Origin of the sequence: Methylocaldum sp. RMAD-M (genome assembly GCF_017832375.1) — a bacterium.
GTDB lineage: Bacteria > Pseudomonadota > Gammaproteobacteria > Methylococcales > Methylococcaceae > Methylocaldum.
The window spans coordinates 1-16240 of record NZ_JAFIBZ010000020.1; the positions used below are offsets into that span (position 1 = coordinate 1).

The 16240-nt window shown below is 63.1% G+C and carries 17 protein-coding genes; all 17 read right to left on the bottom strand.

Going from position 1 to position 16240, the window contains the following annotated elements; all coding sequences use genetic code 11:
- Positions 1 to 831 precede the first annotated feature (831 nt).
- The 17 genes from JOD69_RS16905 to JOD69_RS16985 are packed head-to-tail and all read right to left on the bottom strand — an operon-like array spanning position 832 to position 16240.
- Positions 832 to 1509: a hypothetical protein gene (locus JOD69_RS16905; protein ID WP_086133511.1), complete on the bottom strand. Its 678-nt coding sequence runs from the start codon at positions 1507 to 1509 to the stop codon at positions 832 to 834.
- Positions 1510 to 1537: 28 nt separating this feature from the next.
- Positions 1538 to 2818, bottom strand: coding sequence for a hypothetical protein (locus tag JOD69_RS16910; protein ID WP_077730650.1), 1281 nt, complete (start codon positions 2816 to 2818; stop codon positions 1538 to 1540).
- On the bottom strand, positions 2815 to 3591 hold the full coding sequence (locus JOD69_RS16915) for an outer membrane lipoprotein-sorting protein (protein WP_077730649.1): 777 nt from the start codon (positions 3589 to 3591) through the stop codon (positions 2815 to 2817). Before JOD69_RS16915 ends, JOD69_RS16910 begins: the two co-directional genes overlap by 4 nt.
- Before the next feature lie 27 nt (positions 3592 to 3618).
- Positions 3619 to 4845: an FtsX-like permease family protein gene (locus tag JOD69_RS16920; RefSeq protein ID WP_086133512.1), complete on the bottom strand. Its 1227-nt coding sequence runs from the start codon at positions 4843 to 4845 to the stop codon at positions 3619 to 3621.
- The gene (locus JOD69_RS16925; RefSeq protein WP_086133513.1) at positions 4836 to 5552 is read right to left on the bottom strand and encodes an ABC transporter ATP-binding protein; all 717 of its coding nucleotides are present in this window, start codon (positions 5550 to 5552) and stop codon (positions 4836 to 4838) included. The genes JOD69_RS16920 and JOD69_RS16925 overlap by 10 nt, the downstream gene beginning before the upstream one ends.
- Positions 5553 to 5611: 59 nt before the next feature.
- A complete protein-coding gene (locus tag JOD69_RS16930; protein WP_086133514.1) occupies positions 5612 to 6283 on the bottom strand; it encodes an SDR family oxidoreductase in 672 nt (223 codons plus the stop codon).
- Positions 6277 to 7086, bottom strand: a complete 810-nt coding sequence (locus JOD69_RS16935; RefSeq protein ID WP_086133515.1) for an SDR family oxidoreductase — start codon at positions 7084 to 7086, stop codon at positions 6277 to 6279. The genes JOD69_RS16930 and JOD69_RS16935 overlap by 7 nt, the downstream gene beginning before the upstream one ends.
- Positions 7087 to 7117: 31 nt before the next feature.
- Positions 7118 to 7717 (bottom strand): hypothetical protein, encoded by a 600-nt coding sequence (locus tag JOD69_RS16940; RefSeq protein WP_086133516.1) that lies wholly within the window; start codon positions 7715 to 7717, stop codon positions 7118 to 7120.
- Positions 7718 to 7765: 48 nt separating this feature from the next.
- Positions 7766 to 9298 carry an FAD-dependent oxidoreductase gene (locus JOD69_RS16945; RefSeq protein WP_086133517.1) on the bottom strand — a complete coding sequence of 511 codons (1533 nt, stop codon included), beginning with the start codon at positions 9296 to 9298 and terminating at the stop codon, positions 7766 to 7768.
- Entirely contained in the window at positions 9295 to 9612 is a 318-nt protein-coding gene (locus tag JOD69_RS16950) for a MaoC/PaaZ C-terminal domain-containing protein (RefSeq protein WP_077730642.1), read from the bottom strand. Before JOD69_RS16950 ends, JOD69_RS16945 begins: the two co-directional genes overlap by 4 nt.
- A gap of 3 nt (positions 9613 to 9615) precedes the next feature.
- Positions 9616 to 10047: a hypothetical protein gene (locus JOD69_RS16955; RefSeq protein WP_086133518.1), complete on the bottom strand. Its 432-nt coding sequence runs from the start codon at positions 10045 to 10047 to the stop codon at positions 9616 to 9618.
- An 11-nt stretch (positions 10048 to 10058) separates the two neighbouring features.
- Positions 10059 to 11246, bottom strand: a complete 1188-nt coding sequence (locus JOD69_RS16960; protein ID WP_168183756.1) for a beta-ketoacyl synthase N-terminal-like domain-containing protein — start codon at positions 11244 to 11246, stop codon at positions 10059 to 10061.
- 14 nt (positions 11247 to 11260) lie between these two features.
- Positions 11261 to 11998 carry an MBL fold metallo-hydrolase gene (locus JOD69_RS16965; protein ID WP_139841024.1) on the bottom strand — a complete coding sequence of 246 codons (738 nt, stop codon included), beginning with the start codon at positions 11996 to 11998 and terminating at the stop codon, positions 11261 to 11263.
- Positions 11991 to 12734 (bottom strand): 3-oxoacyl-[acyl-carrier-protein] reductase, encoded by a 744-nt coding sequence (fabG, locus tag JOD69_RS16970; protein ID WP_077730716.1) that lies wholly within the window; start codon positions 12732 to 12734, stop codon positions 11991 to 11993. Before fabG ends, JOD69_RS16965 begins: the two co-directional genes overlap by 8 nt.
- Positions 12735 to 12738: 4 nt before the next feature.
- Entirely contained in the window at positions 12739 to 13947 is a 1209-nt protein-coding gene (locus tag JOD69_RS16975; protein ID WP_086133521.1) for a beta-ketoacyl-[acyl-carrier-protein] synthase family protein, read from the bottom strand.
- A gap of 41 nt (positions 13948 to 13988) precedes the next feature.
- Positions 13989 to 14258, bottom strand: a complete 270-nt coding sequence (locus JOD69_RS16980) for an acyl carrier protein (protein WP_077730637.1) — start codon at positions 14256 to 14258, stop codon at positions 13989 to 13991.
- Positions 14259 to 14299: 41 nt separating this feature from the next.
- Positions 14300 to 16240 (bottom strand): thiamine pyrophosphate-dependent enzyme, encoded by a 1941-nt coding sequence (locus tag JOD69_RS16985; protein WP_166642544.1) that lies wholly within the window; start codon positions 16238 to 16240, stop codon positions 14300 to 14302.

A 16240-nucleotide genomic window follows, 5' to 3' on the forward strand; every position in this document is an offset into this window, starting at 1 on the left:
CATCGAGGGAGTCGTGTTCAAGGATGGAGTTCAGGAAGACGTCGAGAAAGTCGCCGCCTGAGCCCACCCCCGTACACAACATTTGACCATTACTCAACGCCCAAAGAGCATGACGGTCAAGTCGGTGAAATACGGAAAACCTTGTAGGACTAGGCTTACACGCCAAACCCCCTCAAGTGAAGCCGGCTGGACGGGGAAATCTTTCCTGACATGACCCGGCGGGAGACATGGCGGTGGATCGGCAAGGGATTGCCGACCCACCGCTTATTTTCGCCTACATATTGAAGCGCGGCGATTGCCCAATCCACTCTGCCAGGCGTTAGGTAAGCTCTGAACAAGTGGATTCCGTTCATGCCCTTCGACAGGCTCAGGAGAGCGTTCGACAAGCCTGTCCTGAGCCTGTCGAAGGACTTAATCAGAGCTTCCTTAGTGAAAAATGCCCACTAAAGACACGATTGCGATGGGAAAGGCAGACGTGCCGCAGGCGATCACTCGTCGCCAAAAATTGGTCGTTTTGGTGACGAGGGCGCCCCAAAGGTTTTGGTAAAAAGGGCGGCGCGACCGCGTGGAAGCCTAAGTACATTCAGGGAAGTCTTGCGGCATACGCACCACTGCAGGAGAAATCCGCCAATCGAACTAATTTGTCGAGATTCCGCAAAAGTGTATGGAATGTACTTAGAGCGTTTTTCATCCCGGTGTACGGCTTCGTGTCGGGAGGGAAGAACGTAGGTCGGCAATCCCTTGCCGACTTATCGGCTCGGCAAAGGGTTTTGTCGGCAAGGGATTGCCGACCTACCTGTCGGGCGCTCTGACACCCAATCGGAAAATGCTCTAATGGTTCGGCGGCGTCTGGGCTAATGCCGCGATTTCCCGTTTCGCCCGCTCGACGCCGTCGGGGTCTGCGTTCAGCGCGACGATCCGCTGCCAGTAGTCCGTCGCGGCTTGCGGGTTGTTCCGCAGGGCTTCGATGCGGGCCGCCGTCTCGAAAAAGGCGGATCGGGCCGACGGCGGGTAGGCATCCGGTCTCGTCTCGATCTGTTTTTCCAGGCGTGCCCGGGTATCGAGGGCACGTTGCATGGAACCGTACATGTCGACCTCGGCGTCCGTATTCATCTGCACGAGCAGCACCGTGAAGTCGTCAGGCGCCTTTTGGGCGGCTTCGTCGAGGTCCTTCAGACAATCCCAGACCAGGTACAGCTTTTCCATGCCGAGCAGCCATGGCGCGGTTCGGCCGGCGATCTTGCACTCGTTCGCTGCGAACCAGGCTTTCGCCGTCATATCGTCCGGATTCTCCTTGACGAGTTCTCGGAGCAGCGCGTCGGCCTCGTCGATCCGATTGTGCATGAAGTCCAGGCGCGCCAGTTCCAGTCGACTGTCGTAGTCGATCTGATGCTCGATCGCCTGGCGCAGCTCGATGTCCGCCGAGGACCACGGCGTCTCCGGAAATTCCTTTCCGCAGCCGCCGATGAAGGCGGCCGCCGCCACGGCAAGCACTGTCTTTTTTTTCATCGTGAACACCTTCAGGTAGTTATCGAAATCAAAGGTAAAGGGCGAACCCGGAATAGACGACGAAGCCGAAGGGAATATCTTGGGTTTCCGATCCGGATGCGCCGCCGTAGTATTGGCCGCCCATGAGAATGGCCGCCCGGTCGAGTATCGGGTAACGCAATAATCCGCCGACCAATACGCCCTGATCCTCGATTCCGTAACGGAGGAAGGCGCGGGCGTCCAGGTCGCCGATCAAATGGCTGTCGGAGATGCGGGCGAACAGATAGTGGCGCTGCATGCGGCCGAGCAGCGTGTTCGCCGTGCCCAGGAATCCGCCGGCCGCAGGCCCCAGGGGGGAGTCGAGCAGCGGCGTGCTCGATCCGGCGGCGTCTTCCAACCGGTCGAACTCCCCTTCGCTATAGCCTTCGCCGTTGTACAGATATTCCACGATAACGTTGACCAGGCTTTCGGTCGTGTACTGTCCGCCCAGAAGGAATTGCGGGCGCCATTCGCGTCGGTCGTCGCGGTCGAATACATAAAAACTCTCGGTTCCGCCGGGCAGGTCGATGCGTCGCGGCAGCGCCGTCCGGCGGCGGTCGCGCACGCTGAATTCGCCGTGCAGTTCGAGCTTGTCGCCGATCGCGGCCGAATAAGATCCGCCCACGAAATTCATGTCTCCGATACGGGCATAGGTGAGCGCCGCGTCGCTGCTGGTGAACTGCTTGCGCAGGCGCAGGGCGTAGGCCCACTCGTAGCGGTTATCCGGTCCGTAGACTTTTTCCCGAGACTTATGGTTGAGCGTGTAGGCGCTGGCGCCCCAGCCGTCCTCCCCGGTCCAGTCGAGGCTGGCGTAGACCTCGCCGTTCCGCTTGTACGAGAAAACCCGGTCTTCGAAATTCAGCTCCTGGTCCTGGAACGGATTGCTGGGGTTCCAGATGTAGCCGGGCCCCCACTTGAAAATGTCGACGCCCCCGCTGAGCACCACGTTGTCGGAAACGTTCCAGTCGAGCGCCGCCGCCTGCGTGTAGAAGTCCGCATCCCCATCCGTGCTGCGTATCCGTTCCTGTCCCCAGAAATCGCCCCGTAGCGTGAAGGGGCCAGAGCCGTAAATGGGCGACAGGCGCAGCCCCAGGATGCCCGTGTGCGCCGGGAAATCCAGAATCCGCCCGTCCGGGTTGAAAGGCGTGTCGTCGCGGGGCGGCGCATACTGCCACGCGGCCTCGGCCTGTCCGCGAACGCCCACACCGCCCAGGTCGAAGGCCGGGGCCGAGGGGCTGAAGGAGGCTGCCGTCAGCATGAGAGCGATTGCGCCGTGGCGGGTCGATTTCATCTCAGCCTGCTGAGCGCCGACACGGTGAACCGGGAAACCGGGAGTTCGGTGACCTTGAACTGCGAATATTCCATGATGGTCTTCTTGCCCGCGCTCAAGGGGTTCTGGATCTCGATGGTGACCAATTGCTCCTTGCCGCCCAAGTCGGGAAGCTTCTCATAGCGCGTATAGCGCGCCGTTTTGAGCAGCTTTCCGGTAGCCGCGAAAAACTCCGCCTGGTAGGGCATGAAGTTCTTCTCCTGTATCCAGAGGTGCAGTTTGTCGTAGGTCGCGAGACTGTCGGGCTTGGCCTTCAGTTCGAGGACATGGCAGGGAATGCCGTCCACGGTCTCTTGCTTCAGGTAGGTCGGATCGTAGTCGCCGGAAAAATCGGTACTGGCGACGTCGCCGTTGGAGGCTTCACCCAGCAGCCGCTGCTGTGGCGTGATGCGAATCGGCTTGCTGCTCAAGGGCGAGTGGAACCAGAGGTTGCTCTGATCCATCAGGAGCGCCTTGCCCCGCTCGCTGACCGGATCGGCGTAGATGATCAGCGAGGTGTGGGCATTCAGGATCTCGGCCTTGAGCAGAAAGGTCTTTTCGGCCTCGTCGGGCTCGATGCTGCGAAGCTTGAGTTCGAAAGCAAACGACTTGCCTTTGAAATTGCGGTATTCGTCGGCTTTCCGAAGCAATTCGACCGCCGACGGAGTTTCGCCCGTCGGCATGTCTTCGGCCGCCACGGAAGCGGACAAGGCCAGCAGCAGAGCGCCGGTCACGAAGAATAAAACGGATTTCATGGGTGTTTCCTCACGAATGGGTAGTGATCAAACGTATCTCAGAGCATCGACGATGGATTTCCGAGCCGCCTGCATGGCCGGCACCAGGGTGGCGAACAGGGCGATCAGGGCGACCGCGCCGACCGAACCGGCCCAGATCCAGGGAACGTACGCGATGCGGAGCGGATAGCCCTTGGATGATCCGGGAGGCGGCGGCATCATGATCTCGAGGGCATTCAGCGAATAGGTCAGGGCGATACCCGCGAGGACGCCCAGTACGGCGCCGAGGACGGCCAGCATCAGGCCTTCGGTCAGGAACTGCCGGACGATGCCGCCGCGATGGGTGCCCATGGCGCGCAGCGTGCCGATTTCGGCGGTGCGCTCCATGACCGTGACGATCATGGTGTTGGCCACGCCGAACACCACGACCACATAAATCACCAGATTGATGAACAGGAAAAAGCCGTCGTATAGATCGACCACCTTCTGGTAGAAGGTGGCCAGCTTATGCCATTCGATCCATTCGATGCCGAGGTCTTGCGCCCGGCTGCGGTCGGCCACGTCCGCCACCACCGCGTCCAAGGCCATGGTCTCGTCCAATAGCGCCACGACGGTGTCGACCGACTGGGTATTGAGAAGTTGCTGCGCGTGCGGGAGCGTCATCATCATGGCGGCATCGTCGTATTCCTTGGCGAAGCTTTGGAAGATGCCCTGGACCGTCACGTCGACCGCATTCATCACTCCGTTGACGGTGGACGCGAGCAGCGAGAGCTGGTCGCCGACCTTGACGTTGAGCGCCTGAGCCAGACCTTCCCCGAGCAATACGCCCTCGGGTTCCTCCTCATCCAGATCGGTGCCGTCTATGATCGTCAGCGCGGAGTTGATCAGCGTTTCCGTCTCCGGGTCGACGCCGCGCACGATGGCCGCCTGGCTATTCTTTTCGTTACCCAGGAGCGCGGTAAATTCGAGCCTGCGCGAAGTCATTTGTACGTGGGAGTTGCTCTCCAGGAGCTCCTTGACCCGTTCGGCCTGCTCCAGCGGCATGCGGTAGCGGTCGGGGTCTTGCCTATGGTTCGCTTCGTAGCCCGCGCGGTGGATTTGGAGATGCCCGTACTGGCTGCGAATCACGGATTCCCGAAGGCCGATATAATTAGCCTCAACGAAACCGCCGAACAGGATGATGCCGGTGACGCCCGAGAGAATCGTCAGTAGGGCGAACAGCGAACGACGCTTGTGGCGGAGAATGTTGCGCCAGGCAACCTTGATCAGAAACATGCCGCCGTCCTCCCCTGAGTTCCCGCCGTCGCGTCGTTCTCGATCTTGCCGTCCCGCAGCAGGATGCAGCGTTCGGCATTTTCCAGAAGTTCCCGGTTATGGGTGCAGATGATCACCGTCGAGCCCTGCTCGCGAGAGAGGTCCAGCATGAGCTGTATGATCGCTTCGCCGGTAGTGGAATCCAGATTGGCCGTCGGCTCGTCCGCGATGAGAAGGCGCGGATGATGGACCAGCGCGCGGGCGATGGCGACCCGCTGCCGCTGCCCGCCGGAGAGCTCGTTCGGATAGTGCTTGGCGTGTCCGAGCAGCCCCACGGCCTCGAGCATGCCTTCGACCCGGCTGCGGCGTTTCTTGGCGCTTTTCTCGCCGTTTAGGAGCAAGGGATATTCCACGTTCTCGAATACCGTCAGCACCGGCAGCAGATTGAAATTCTGAAAAACGAAGCCGATGTAGCGCGCGCGGAAGTCGGCTAGCGCCCGATCGTCGGCGGAGGCGACATCGCGTCCCGCGACGACGATACGTCCCTGATCGAAGCGGTCGAGACAGCCGATGATGTGGAGCAGCGTCGATTTTCCGCTGCCCGAGGGGCCGCCCAGGAACAAGCGCTCGCCTTCGTTCACGGCGAGGGAAACGCCGCGGAGCGCATGCACCTGGCTCTCGCCGAGCCAGTAGGTCTTGTGCAATTCGCTTATTTGAATGAAGCCCATAGGTTTTTCGTTCTCGTGTGATTCGCTCGTGGTCTTTGAAACTCGCGGCATTCCCGTGTCTAGATGATCAAACCGTCATCCACCCGCAGCACTTGCCCGGTCATCCAATGGCCGCCGCGAGCGAGATGCAGGATATTGGCGGCGAGATGGCCCGGACTGCCCTGTCTGGCAAGCCCCATGACCTTGAACAACATTTGTTCGTGGGCCGTGAGCCGGGCGCCGGTGTCGATGCCCTCGATGAAGCCATGGCAAATGACGTTGACGGCGATCCGGTAGCGGCCGAGTTCCTTGGCCAGGCATTTGCTCATGCCGATCAGCGCGCCGCCCGCGGCGGACCCGGCCAGGAAGCCTTCGCGCCCGCTGCTGGCGGCGTCGTCGCAGATCACGATCACGTTGCCTTCGACGCCGTCTTTGGCCATTCTCGGCGCGAGCGCGCGTACCGCGAGGAACAGCCGCTGGCTCGCAGTTATCGCTTCCGTCAACACGCGATCGGGATCGGGCTCGGCCGAGGCTTGGCGCATGCGGTCGAGAAAGACCAGCGCATCGATTCCGCCGAGCGCCGCGTGAGCCGCTTCGGCCGATCGTTCCAGACGTTCCGTAGCCGATTCGGCATTCGTCGCGTCCGATTCCTCGGAGTGGTGGACCGTGGCGCCTTGCGCGGCCAGCATGTCGGCGAGTGCGCCGGCGTAGGTTTCGCGCCCCAGGAGCCAGATACGGGGATGGCTTACCATGTGACCAGCCCCCCCGTGACGTTCAAGACCGTTCCGGTGATGAAGCCGGCTTCGGCCGAGGCAAGGAACAGGGCGGCACCGACCAGATCATTAGGGGTGCAGCTGCGCTTGATCGGCGTGCTGCCCATGATCGCGGCGCGCACCTGGGGTTTCATGACATCGGCGATGCCGCCGTCGAGGACCTGCGGCGCGATGCAGTTGGCGGTCCAGCCGCGGCCGGCGATTTCCCGCGCCAGTCCCTTGGTGTAGGCGATGACCGCGCCTTTCGCCGCCCCGTACAGCGAACGCATGGGTTGTCCCACCAGGCCGGTGATCGAGGTGATGTTGATGATGCGGCCGTAATCTCCGGCGGCGCATCTGCGCCGCATTGCCTCGCACAGGTAGACGACCGGCGCCAGGTTGCCCCGCAGCATGAGGTCCGCATCGCGTTCGGTCAGCATCATGATCGAATCGTCGCGCGCCGTGCCGATGCAATTGATCAGGACGTCCACGCTGCCCAGCCGATCGAACGCGCGATCGAACAGGTTTTCCGCCGCTTCGCGGTCGGTCAGGTCGGCCTGCGCCGGAAAGGCGCAGGATTGTCCCCGCTCCGCGTTGATGCGCTCGGCCAAGCGCTCGGCGGGGCCGCTGCTCCGATGGTAATGCAGGCAGACCCGTGCGCCCGCGTCGGCGACGGCTGCGGCGATCGCCGCACCTATGGCGCCGCTGGCGCCGGCGATCAGCACGCGGCGCTCGGCGAGCGATGCCGGGCGCGGTCCGGTGACGGAGCCGCCCGTCGCTCGGTTGGTGTCTGTATTCGGCATGATGAGTCGATGTCCTTCCGATGCGTAAGCTTTAGCGGTTTTCGGCGAGGATTTTCTCCGCTTCGGCGAGCTTGCCGCGGGCGTCCGCCAGGTGCTCCGCCGGGCACTCCCGTGATTCGCACAGCGCGAGATAATGTTTGAAGTCGACCACGGCGAACGAGGTTCGCTTCAGGAAGACCGGCAGCTCCATGCTGTTGTAGGCGCGGGTCAGGCGTACAACCAGATTGTCGGGATCCTTCTGCACGGCCTTGTCGAGCAGGCGCGTACCGGATTTGACGAAAAAGGTCTGCTTGCCCGGATCGGTTTCGAACAGGGCCTTCATGGTGATCACGCTGCCCAGCCAGCCGGCCACCTCCTGATCCTCCGGGTGCAGCTTCTGAGCCTTCTTCAGATACTGCTCCGCAGTCTCGACCCGCTGCTTGTCGGGTGCGGTGCGGCTGATCTGATGCAGGATGATGCCTGCGGATTTCAATGCCTCGAAATCGTCCGGGTTTTGGCGCAGGGCGGTTTCATATTTCGCCAGCGCGTCTTTGGCCTCGGCGCCCTTGAGGTAGATTACGTCGGCCGCGAAGCCGTGGGCGCTGATGGATGCGAGCACAAGTACGGAAAGCAGTCGTTTCACTGACATCATGGTTCACTCTCTTCTGGATGGTTGAACGGGATACGGCGATAGAACCGGCTAGATTTCTTCCAAGACGATTCGGGCATCGCTGCTGGCCTCCATGCCTGTCCATACCGCGGAATAAAGTCCCGCGATGCCGAACGAGTCGCTGTGCGCGAAGACGACGTTGCCGAACGGCTGCTTGGCGGCATTCAGGACTTCGTCCATGCCGGGCGTACACCCGACCATCGGGTGTCCCCAGCGGTGGAGCCGAACCGTCTCGATGGCGCCGCGGCTTCGGGGCAGGATGGCATTGAGATCGCCGACGATGCGCGCCGCGAGCTGCTTGGCCGAGCCGCCGAACAGTTCGATGCGGCCCGCGCTGCCGGGATACGGGACGTACACGGTCAAATGGCTCGATCCTTTCGGATCGCGATTGCTGCGAAGCCAGTCGGCGGCGACGATGAAACGGCTGAACCTCGAGGCGCTCGCGGTCTCGAAGGCGGGGGCGACCCGTCTCGACAGTTCCACCTGGGCGACCAGGTAAGCGTTGTAGCGAAACCGGTCGTAGACGTCCGGCCGCTCCTCGTGCAAACCCACCACGGCGTGCTTTGCGAACACCTTGGGGACGGCCATCACGGCGCAACGGGCCTCGATGGTTTGCAGCGAACCGTCGTCCGTGCATCCTGTTACCCAAACCTTGCCGTCCGGACGGTTCTCGACCCGGATCGCGGTGAATCCGGTCATCAAGGCGTTCGGGCGGATCGCTTCGCAGCGCTCGCGCAGAATATCGGAGATGGCGCCGTGTCCGCCGGGCAGGGTATAGGCGGGCGCCGGGAGATTCGAAAGCAGGTAGAGGGCGATCCAGGCGGAGACATCCTCGCCGGTTTCCCCGAGACGGGAGCTCAGCATCAGTGTCAGGAAATGGCTTACGGCTTCCGGGTAGCCTTTGTCCGCGAGATACCGGCTCAGCGTGATCCGGTCGAGCTGGCGGATGTCCGCCCGATTGTCGGCGCGCGGAAAGAATATGCCGTCAATGGGGTGGCGCAGCGCCGCCAGATCGTCGCGCACGCGGCGGAACCCCTCGCGCTCCCGCTTCGAGAAGGGGAGATGGCGCCAGCCTTCTTCCGCCAAGGGGTCTTCGACCAGGCGGCCGCGGACATGATAGGCCAGTCTGGGACCCAGAACGGGCTCGAACGGCACGTCCAATTCCCGGAGGAAATCGATGAAGGGGGACACCGGGCCCTGGCTGACCAGCGCCCCCAAGGGATAATGGATGCCGCGGCTTTGCCGGCGCCGCGAGTTGCCGCCGAGCGCGTCCTCCTTTTCGACCAGCAGGCAATCGTACTCGCCGAGCCGATACAGTGCGGTCAGCCCCGAAATGCCGCCGCCCACGATGACGATATCCTTGCGCAGCGAAGGCTCGGGGACCTTGAAGGAAACGCCGTCCCGAACCTGATGCGTGACCCCGAAGTGGTCGACTTCGTCGAAGGCGTTCGGAAGCCTGACGAGGTTCGGCCGGCCTTTGGCGTCGACGCGGAAGGTCGCCCCGGCACCCAATCCGAGTCCCCCGAGGACGGCCAGTGCTTTCAATGCGGAACGACGGTTCATGACGAAAACTCGACCACAAGGTCCGCTTTGGCGACCAGGACGCCGTCCTGATTGACGAAGCGGCAGCCGATTTCAGACGGCAGGCGATCGCTTCCGGTAGGCACGCATTCCACCTGAACGGTCTGGGACGGCAGCACCGGTGCGAGAAACTTTTGCCGCACGATGCGCCGTATGCGGCAAGGACGGCCGTAGGTCTCGGTCAGAGCCTTGCGGGCGAAGGCGAGCAGCAACACGCCCGGCAGTATGGGATTGCCGGGAAAGTGGCCCGTGAATACCGGTTGTTCGCCGGAGACGACATAGGATTTCGTAGTCATGGCTCAAGCTCCCGTGACCGTGAGCCTGCCGGCGGCGACGACGGCGTCGCCCTGAAGTGCCCGGAAGCCGCCCCGGCACAGCCCGCCGAAGCGGGCTTCGATGCGGACTTCGATACGGATGTCCCGTTCCGGATCGGCGGGTGCATTGAACTCCACTTGCTCGAATCCGAGGAGTAAATGGCGGGCGTCGTCGCGCGATTCAGGGCGATCCGCGCCGGTGGCGAGCACCACGCCCATGATCTGCGCGGCGCTTTCCAGCACCAGTTCGTCGGCGAGATCGCGCCCGGTCCAGTCGTTCCATAGGATCCGGTCCTCGGCCAAGGTGACGTGACCGGTCCCGGCCGCGCCCGGTGTCTCGATGTCGATGTAGTTCGGCATCAGGATGGGGTGACGGTGAGGCAGGAGGGATTCGATGTCGGAACGTTCGAGTCGCATGGCTCTGGGTCCTATGCCGCGCAGTCGCAGCCGACGACCACGGAGACGTGGCTGCCGCCGACGCCCGATCCGTGGTGCAGGAAGCGGGATACCCGCTCCCGTGCCGTGCTGTAATTGAGAAGGGAGGCAATGCCTTCGTCGTAGTCCACGCCCTCGTTCATCGCCGGGACGACTCCGCGCTGGGCGCAAGCGATGCCCAAAGCCAGGCGCAGGACGCCGGAGGCGGCGAATTCGCCGGTATAAGCCTTGATCGCCGAAACTCTCGCCGAGGAGTCGCCGAGCGCCTGCCGCCAGACCTCCGCGTCCGAGCGATCCAGGTTTTTGCCGCCGTTGGCGGGGCTGGATACCCAGTCCATATCGGCGAGTTCGCACCCGGCTCGAGTCAGCGCCTGATCGATCGCCGCGACGGCCCCATCGGAATCGTGGCGGAACGCGTCCTTGGCCGACGATCGCAGGCCGATGCCTTCGATGGTTCCGAGAATCTTCGCCCCGCGCTCCAGCGCGGCTCGTTCGGTCTCCAACAGCAGGGCTGCCGCGCCCTCGCCCAGGGCGAAGCCGGAACGGCGGCGGGCGAACGGGTAGGAATCCTTGTCGCCGGCCAAGCCCAAATCGTGGAAGGCTTCCACCAGCGCCGGGCTGAGCTCGTCGGCGCCCACCACCAGGATGCGTTCGGCGAGTCCCTGGCGGAGCATCATGGACGCGTACAGGAGCGCGTATTCGCCGCTGACGTCGACGCCGGTGACGGTGGAGTTGGGACCGGCCACGCCGAGCTCGATCGCGGCGAGGCCGGCGCTGGCGTTGTACACCGTGGTCGGGAAATGGGCGGGGCTCAGGGTCTTGATGCCGTCGCGCAGGAACTTCTTCTGATGCTCCACGACGCTGTTGAGGCCGGAAAAACCGGTTCCCACCAGGAGGCCGCAGTCCCGGCGCAGGTCCGACGGCAGCTCCGCGTTAGCCAGTGCCTGGCTGCCGGCCGCGATGGTGTAGCAATTGATCGGGTCCATCCGCCGCGCCTTCTTCGGGTTCAGGTAATCGGCGACATCGAATCCCTGAACGGCGCCGAGGCGGCGTTCGGGCCCGAAGCGGTCGGTCTCCGCGAGTCCGGTCTTCCGCTCGGCCGTAGCCCGGACGGCTGTATCGACGTCGGAGCCCAAGGGACTCACGATACCGATGCCGGTAATGACGATCTGATCAGTCATGACGAATAACTCCGTTAAAAAGGTGTGAGGTTGCCGCGCCGGGGATCGAACCATTCGCCGTGGCCGGGCACGACGAAGTCGGCCTCGGCGACACGGCGGCGGGAGGCCAGGAGCCGTTCCCGATCGTGGACGATCAGATGATGGTCGATGCCCGTGGCGAGAAAGTCGTCCAAGGACAGCACCGCATCGCCGGCGATCATGCAGGCGCCCTGTTCGGTGTCCACCCAGAGGCCCATCTGGCCGGGGCAATGACCGGCCAGGTCCACCGTGGCGACGTGCGGCGAGAGCTGCTCGCCGGGGTCGCAGAGATGAAATTCGCATGCACGGTCGGACGATTCGAAGTCGTAGCGCGAATCCGTGGCGAGACGCAGGAATTCGCGCAGAAACACCGGCGCGATGAGCTCATGGCTCTCCTTGAGGAAGGCCTTGTAAGCTGCGCGGTCTTCCCGGTAGCGCATCAATTCGCACACGAATCGATATTCCTGTCGGGGGACATGAATCCGCCATCTCCGGCACTCGGGGGCCGACGCTTTGTAATGGTCGAAATGCAGGTGCGTGAAATAGGCGTCGGTGATGCCGTCCAGACCGAAGCCGACCACGCCGCGCAAGACCGCGTCGAGTTCCGCCGCCGTGGCGAAGTCGCCGTCGTCCACCAGGAAGCGCCGCGGCCCGTCGACGACCAGGGTCGCACTGGCGCGAAGCGTCAACCGGGTGGGGCGGTTCAAGCGGTAGACTCGCGCTTTCTCAGACACTGAGACCTCCGTCCACGACGATCACCTGACCGGTCATGTAGCTGTTTTCGGGCGACGCCAGAAAGCAAGCGACACGGGCGACTTCCTCCGGGGTTCCGGCGCGGCCCATGGGAACCGACTTGATCAGCGGCTCGAGCTGTTTCGGATTCATGCCGGCCAGCATGTCGGTGTCCACGAATCCGGGCGCCAGCGCATTGACGCTGATGCCGTAGCGGGCCAGTTCCTTGGAGAGCGAGCGGGTCATGGCGATGACGCCACCCTTGGAGGCGGCATAGTTGGCCTGCGCCGGCGTTCCGATCAGGCCGCTGATCGACACCACGTTGACGATACGCCCGAAGCGCCGCCGCATCATGTCCTTGACGACGGCGCGGGACACCAGAAAGGTGCCTTTCAGATTGGTGTCGACCACGTCGTCGAAGGCCGCCTCCGACATCATGGCGAGAAAACTGTCGCGCAGTATGCCGGCATTGTTGACCAGGACCTCGATCGGTCCGAGATCGCCGGTCACCGCCTCGACCATGGACTCCACCTCGGCGGCCGTCGCCACGTTCGCCGGATAGGCGCGGGCGGTTCCGCCGGCCTCGTGGATTTCCCGGCAGAGTTCTTCCGCCTTGTCGCGGTTGCTGGCGTAATTCACGGCCACTTTGCAGCCCGCCTCCGCGAGCGCTTTGGCGATGGCGCGGCCGATGCCGCGCGAGGCGCCGGTCACCAGCGCGACCTTGTCTTCGAATCCCATGATTTCACCCTTCATAGCGTCTGAAAATCAAAGAGGTGTTATTGCCGCCGAAGGCCAGGGAATTCGACATGGCGTATTCCATCGCGTGATTGCGGGCCCGATTCGGCACGTAGTCGAGATCGCATTCGGGGTCCGGCGTCTGGTAGTTGAGCGTCGGCGGGGCGAACTGGCCTTGCAGGCTCAGCACCGTCGCGGCGGCTTCGATGGCGCCGGCCGCCGACAGCGTGTGGCCGATCATCGGCTTGATCGTACTCATGCAAAGCCCGTCGGGTTTTTCGCCGAAGACGCGCTTGACCGCGGCGGTTTCCGACTTGTCGTTGAGCTGCGTGCCGGTGCCGTGGGCATTGATGTAGCGTATCTGTTCCGGCTGTATGCCCCCTTTCCGGAGCGCCATGTCCATGGCGCGGGCCATGCCGTCCCCTTCGGGATGGGGGGCGGTGATGTGGTTGGCGTCCGAGGTCAGGCCGTAGGAAACGAACTCGGCAAGGATCGGCGCCTTGCGCCGCAGGGCGTAATCCATGTCCTCCAATACCAGTACTGCCGCCGCCTCGCCGAGGACGATACCGTCCCGGTTCAGATCGAACGGCCGACTCAGCGTCGGACTCAAGGCGCCGAGCGCGTTGAAACCGGACAGGGTCACGTAGGAGGCCGCCTCGACTCCGCCGGCGAGCATCACGTCGGCATAGCCCTCGCGGATGAAATCGGCGGCGTAGCCCAAGGCGGTGGCGCCGGACGAGCAGGCCGTCATGATGCTGCTGCGCGGCCCCTGGAAACCGAAATAGGCGGCCACCACATTGCCGGCGTTGTCCGGATTGGTGGTGAGCAACCGGGACGGGCGCCTCGGTTCATGCCGAATGGCGCGGCTCACGTAGGCTTCCGTATCGGCGACCGCGCCGCCGCTCCCGAGAACCACGCCCGTTCCGGCGCGAACTACCGAATTGGCCGGGAGGCGCGCCGAATCCACGGCTTCCTGGGCGGCGGCCAGGGCATACAGATCGACCGACGAATAGTGCTTTCTCGCGCGGCTTCCGATACCCGCCGGGACCTCGAATCCCTCGATCTTGCCGAGCTGATTCGAGGCGAAGCCCTCGGTGTCGTGCCAGCGGTTCTCCTTCACCCCCGAGCGGCCGAGCCGGAGCGAGGCTTCGAACTGGCTGGCGTTATTGCCGATCGGGCTGACTATCCCTATGCCCGTGATAGCGATGCGTTTCATGGATACTCCCCTGCGGACTTAACCGGTAGCTTGTGGCGAGCTCAGGCTTTTGCCGCGATCAGCTGACCGATGTGGTCGGCCAGAGTGTTGAGGGTACGGAAGTGGGCTTGCACCTCCTCGTCCTGTTTCAGCTTCACGCCGAAGGTCTGTTCCACGCCGAGCACGATGTCGATCACGTCGATGGAGTCGATGTTCCATCCTTCCGGATCGAACAATCCGTCATCGTCGCCCGCATTGATCGCGGCGATATCCATGTTCAGGCGGTCAGCGAAGATGTTTTTCAGTTCGGTCTTGATTTGCTCGTTTTGCATGGCTTTTTTCCTCGTTTGGGGTTAAGAGTGTTAGAAGACAGTCAATGGGTCTCTTTTTCGAACGCGTTCAACAGCTTTCGAATCGGCGGAATCGCGCGGAGCCTTCTGATCACCCGATGCCACGGCACCGGCGCGATCATCCGCGTCAGAACGGAAGACTTGAAGGACAGGGTTCTCGGGATGATGGCGTGCTCGGGACACGACTGCGAACACAATCCGCAGCCGATGCATTCGGTCGAAATGGCCACTGAGTCCAGCCGAGCGGTTTGTCGGTCCCAGGACGGCACAATGGCCGGGCAATCGACCTTCAGGCATTCCCCGCACTGGGTGCAAAGATCGGTTTTGATCGTGTACCGGTAATTGGTCGGCCCTTTCCGCGGCAATCCCTGCACGCAGTCGCCTTTGACCACCATGACGGACAGGCGGTCGGACGCCAGGAAGGCATCCAGGGTGGATTCCAGCTGATCCACGTCCAAGGCATCGACGACGGCGAATTCGGGCACGCCCAGTGCGTGTAACAGGCGCTCCCAATCGTCACGCTTGAGCGGCCGGTTGGTGAGCTGGAAGCCGGTCATGGCCGTTCCGGCATTGTCCAGTATCAGGATGGTTCCCGGTATCTTCGCCGTCACGGCGGTCAGTAGCGACGGGATGCCGGAATGAAAGAAGGTCGAATCCCCGATCACGGCGATGCAGGAGCGCGCCGCCTCCGGACCCATGGCGGCAAGGTAGCCCTGCAGGATGCCGAGGCTTGCCCCCATGCACAGATTCGCATGCAGCGCTCCATGGGGTTCCAGCGCACCCAAGGTGTAGCAGCCGATGTCGCCGACCACATAAAGATCGCGCTTGCCCAGCGTATAAAAGATCCCGCGATGAGAGCAGCCGGCGCAAAAACCGGGGGGGCGGGGCGGCAGCGGAAGTCCGGAGTGGCTTTCCGGCGTCGTAACCTGGTGCCGGATCGGGATGACTTTTCGCTTGTGGCCGATCCGTTCCTGCAGACGTTCCGCGATCTCCGGGATGTCCGGACTCTCGAGATGTTTAAGGGAAAATTCGCCGACCCCGTCGAAATGGGGACGCGCGGCGACGTTGACGCCCAGGGCGCGGATGCGCTGTTCCAGGAAGCGGCTCGATTCCTCGACCACTAGAATGCGGTCGCAGCGGGCGGCGAACTCCAGGATCGCTTCTTCATTCAAGGGGTAGCTCATGCCGGCCTTCAAAATCGGCGCCCGTCCCTCGAACAGTTCGCGGACGGCATGATAGGGAAAGCCCGTCACCACGATGCCGTAGGGATATTTTTCCAGGCGTTCGGCCGGCATCAGGGTTTGCATGAACCACCGGCTCCAGTGTCCGTTGGCCAAGCGGTCGATTCTCCGCACCAGATCCTTGTGCCGGGCCGGGACGAATGCCGGCAGCAACAGGTACTTCTCTATCGGGGCGGCGAAGCCCAGATTCGGGAGAACTTGGCGTCTCGCTCCCATCACCGTTCTGGATGTGCCGTAGCAGATCGGGGTCGTAACCCTCACCACGACGGGGACGTCGAACTGCTCGCTGATTTCGAAAGCGAGTCGCGGAAAGATCAGCGCCTCGTCGATATCGGAAGGTTCGAGCACGGGGACGTGCGCCGCCTGGGCAAGCTGCCTGGTGTCCTGCTCGTTCTGCGAGGCCTTGGCGCCCGGATCGTCGCCGACGACGATGACCAGTCCGCCGCGGGTGCCGGTGTAGGCGACGTTGAAGAACGGATCGGCCGCCACGTTCAAGCCCACGTGCTTCATCACCGCCAAGGCGCGCTGCCCGGCATGGGCGGCGCCGATGGCCGCCTCCAGGGCGACCTTCTCGTTGGCCATCCATTGGGTCTTGATTTCGGGAAAGCGCAGGAGACCTTCCACGACCCCGGTGACCGGCGAGCCGGGATACGAACCCACGAACGCGGCACCCGCTTCCCATGCGCCGCGCGCAACCGCCTCGCAACCGTTGAGAAATGCCAT

Bases quoted from the DNA above. Each gene is read 5' to 3' on its own strand.
- JOD69_RS16930 (WP_086133514.1), bottom strand. From the start codon at position 6,283: ATGGTAAGCCATCCCCGTATCTGGCTCCTGGGGCGCGAAACCTACGCC.
- JOD69_RS16925 (WP_086133513.1), bottom strand. From the start codon at position 5,552: ATGGGCTTCATTCAAATAAGCGAATTGCACAAGACCTACTGGCTCGGC.
- JOD69_RS16915 (WP_077730649.1), bottom strand. From the start codon at position 3,591: ATGAAATCCGTTTTATTCTTCGTGACCGGCGCTCTGCTGCTGGCCTTG.
- JOD69_RS16940 (WP_086133516.1), bottom strand. From the start codon at position 7,717: ATGATGTCAGTGAAACGACTGCTTTCCGTACTTGTGCTCGCATCCATC.
- JOD69_RS16975 (WP_086133521.1), bottom strand. From the start codon at position 13,947: ATGAAACGCATCGCTATCACGGGCATAGGGATAGTCAGCCCGATCGGC.
- JOD69_RS16935 (WP_086133515.1), bottom strand. From the start codon at position 7,086: ATGCCGAATACAGACACCAACCGAGCGACGGGCGGCTCCGTCACCGGA.
- JOD69_RS16980 (WP_077730637.1), bottom strand. From the start codon at position 14,258: ATGCAAAACGAGCAAATCAAGACCGAACTGAAAAACATCTTCGCTGAC.
- JOD69_RS16950 (WP_077730642.1), bottom strand. From the start codon at position 9,612: ATGACTACGAAATCCTATGTCGTCTCCGGCGAACAACCGGTATTCACG.
- JOD69_RS16985 (WP_166642544.1), bottom strand. From the start codon at position 16,240: ATGGCATTTCTCAACGGTTGCGAGGCGGTTGCGCGCGGCGCATGGGAA.
- fabG (WP_077730716.1), bottom strand. From the start codon at position 12,734: ATGGGATTCGAAGACAAGGTCGCGCTGGTGACCGGCGCCTCGCGCGGC.
- JOD69_RS16945 (WP_086133517.1), bottom strand. From the start codon at position 9,298: ATGAACCGTCGTTCCGCATTGAAAGCACTGGCCGTCCTCGGGGGACTC.
- JOD69_RS16955 (WP_086133518.1), bottom strand. From the start codon at position 10,047: ATGCGACTCGAACGTTCCGACATCGAATCCCTCCTGCCTCACCGTCAC.
- JOD69_RS16910 (WP_077730650.1), bottom strand. From the start codon at position 2,818: ATGAAATCGACCCGCCACGGCGCAATCGCTCTCATGCTGACGGCAGCC.
- JOD69_RS16905 (WP_086133511.1), bottom strand. From the start codon at position 1,509: ATGAAAAAAAAGACAGTGCTTGCCGTGGCGGCGGCCGCCTTCATCGGC.
- JOD69_RS16920 (WP_086133512.1), bottom strand. From the start codon at position 4,845: ATGTTTCTGATCAAGGTTGCCTGGCGCAACATTCTCCGCCACAAGCGT.
- JOD69_RS16960 (WP_168183756.1), bottom strand. From the start codon at position 11,246: ATGACTGATCAGATCGTCATTACCGGCATCGGTATCGTGAGTCCCTTG.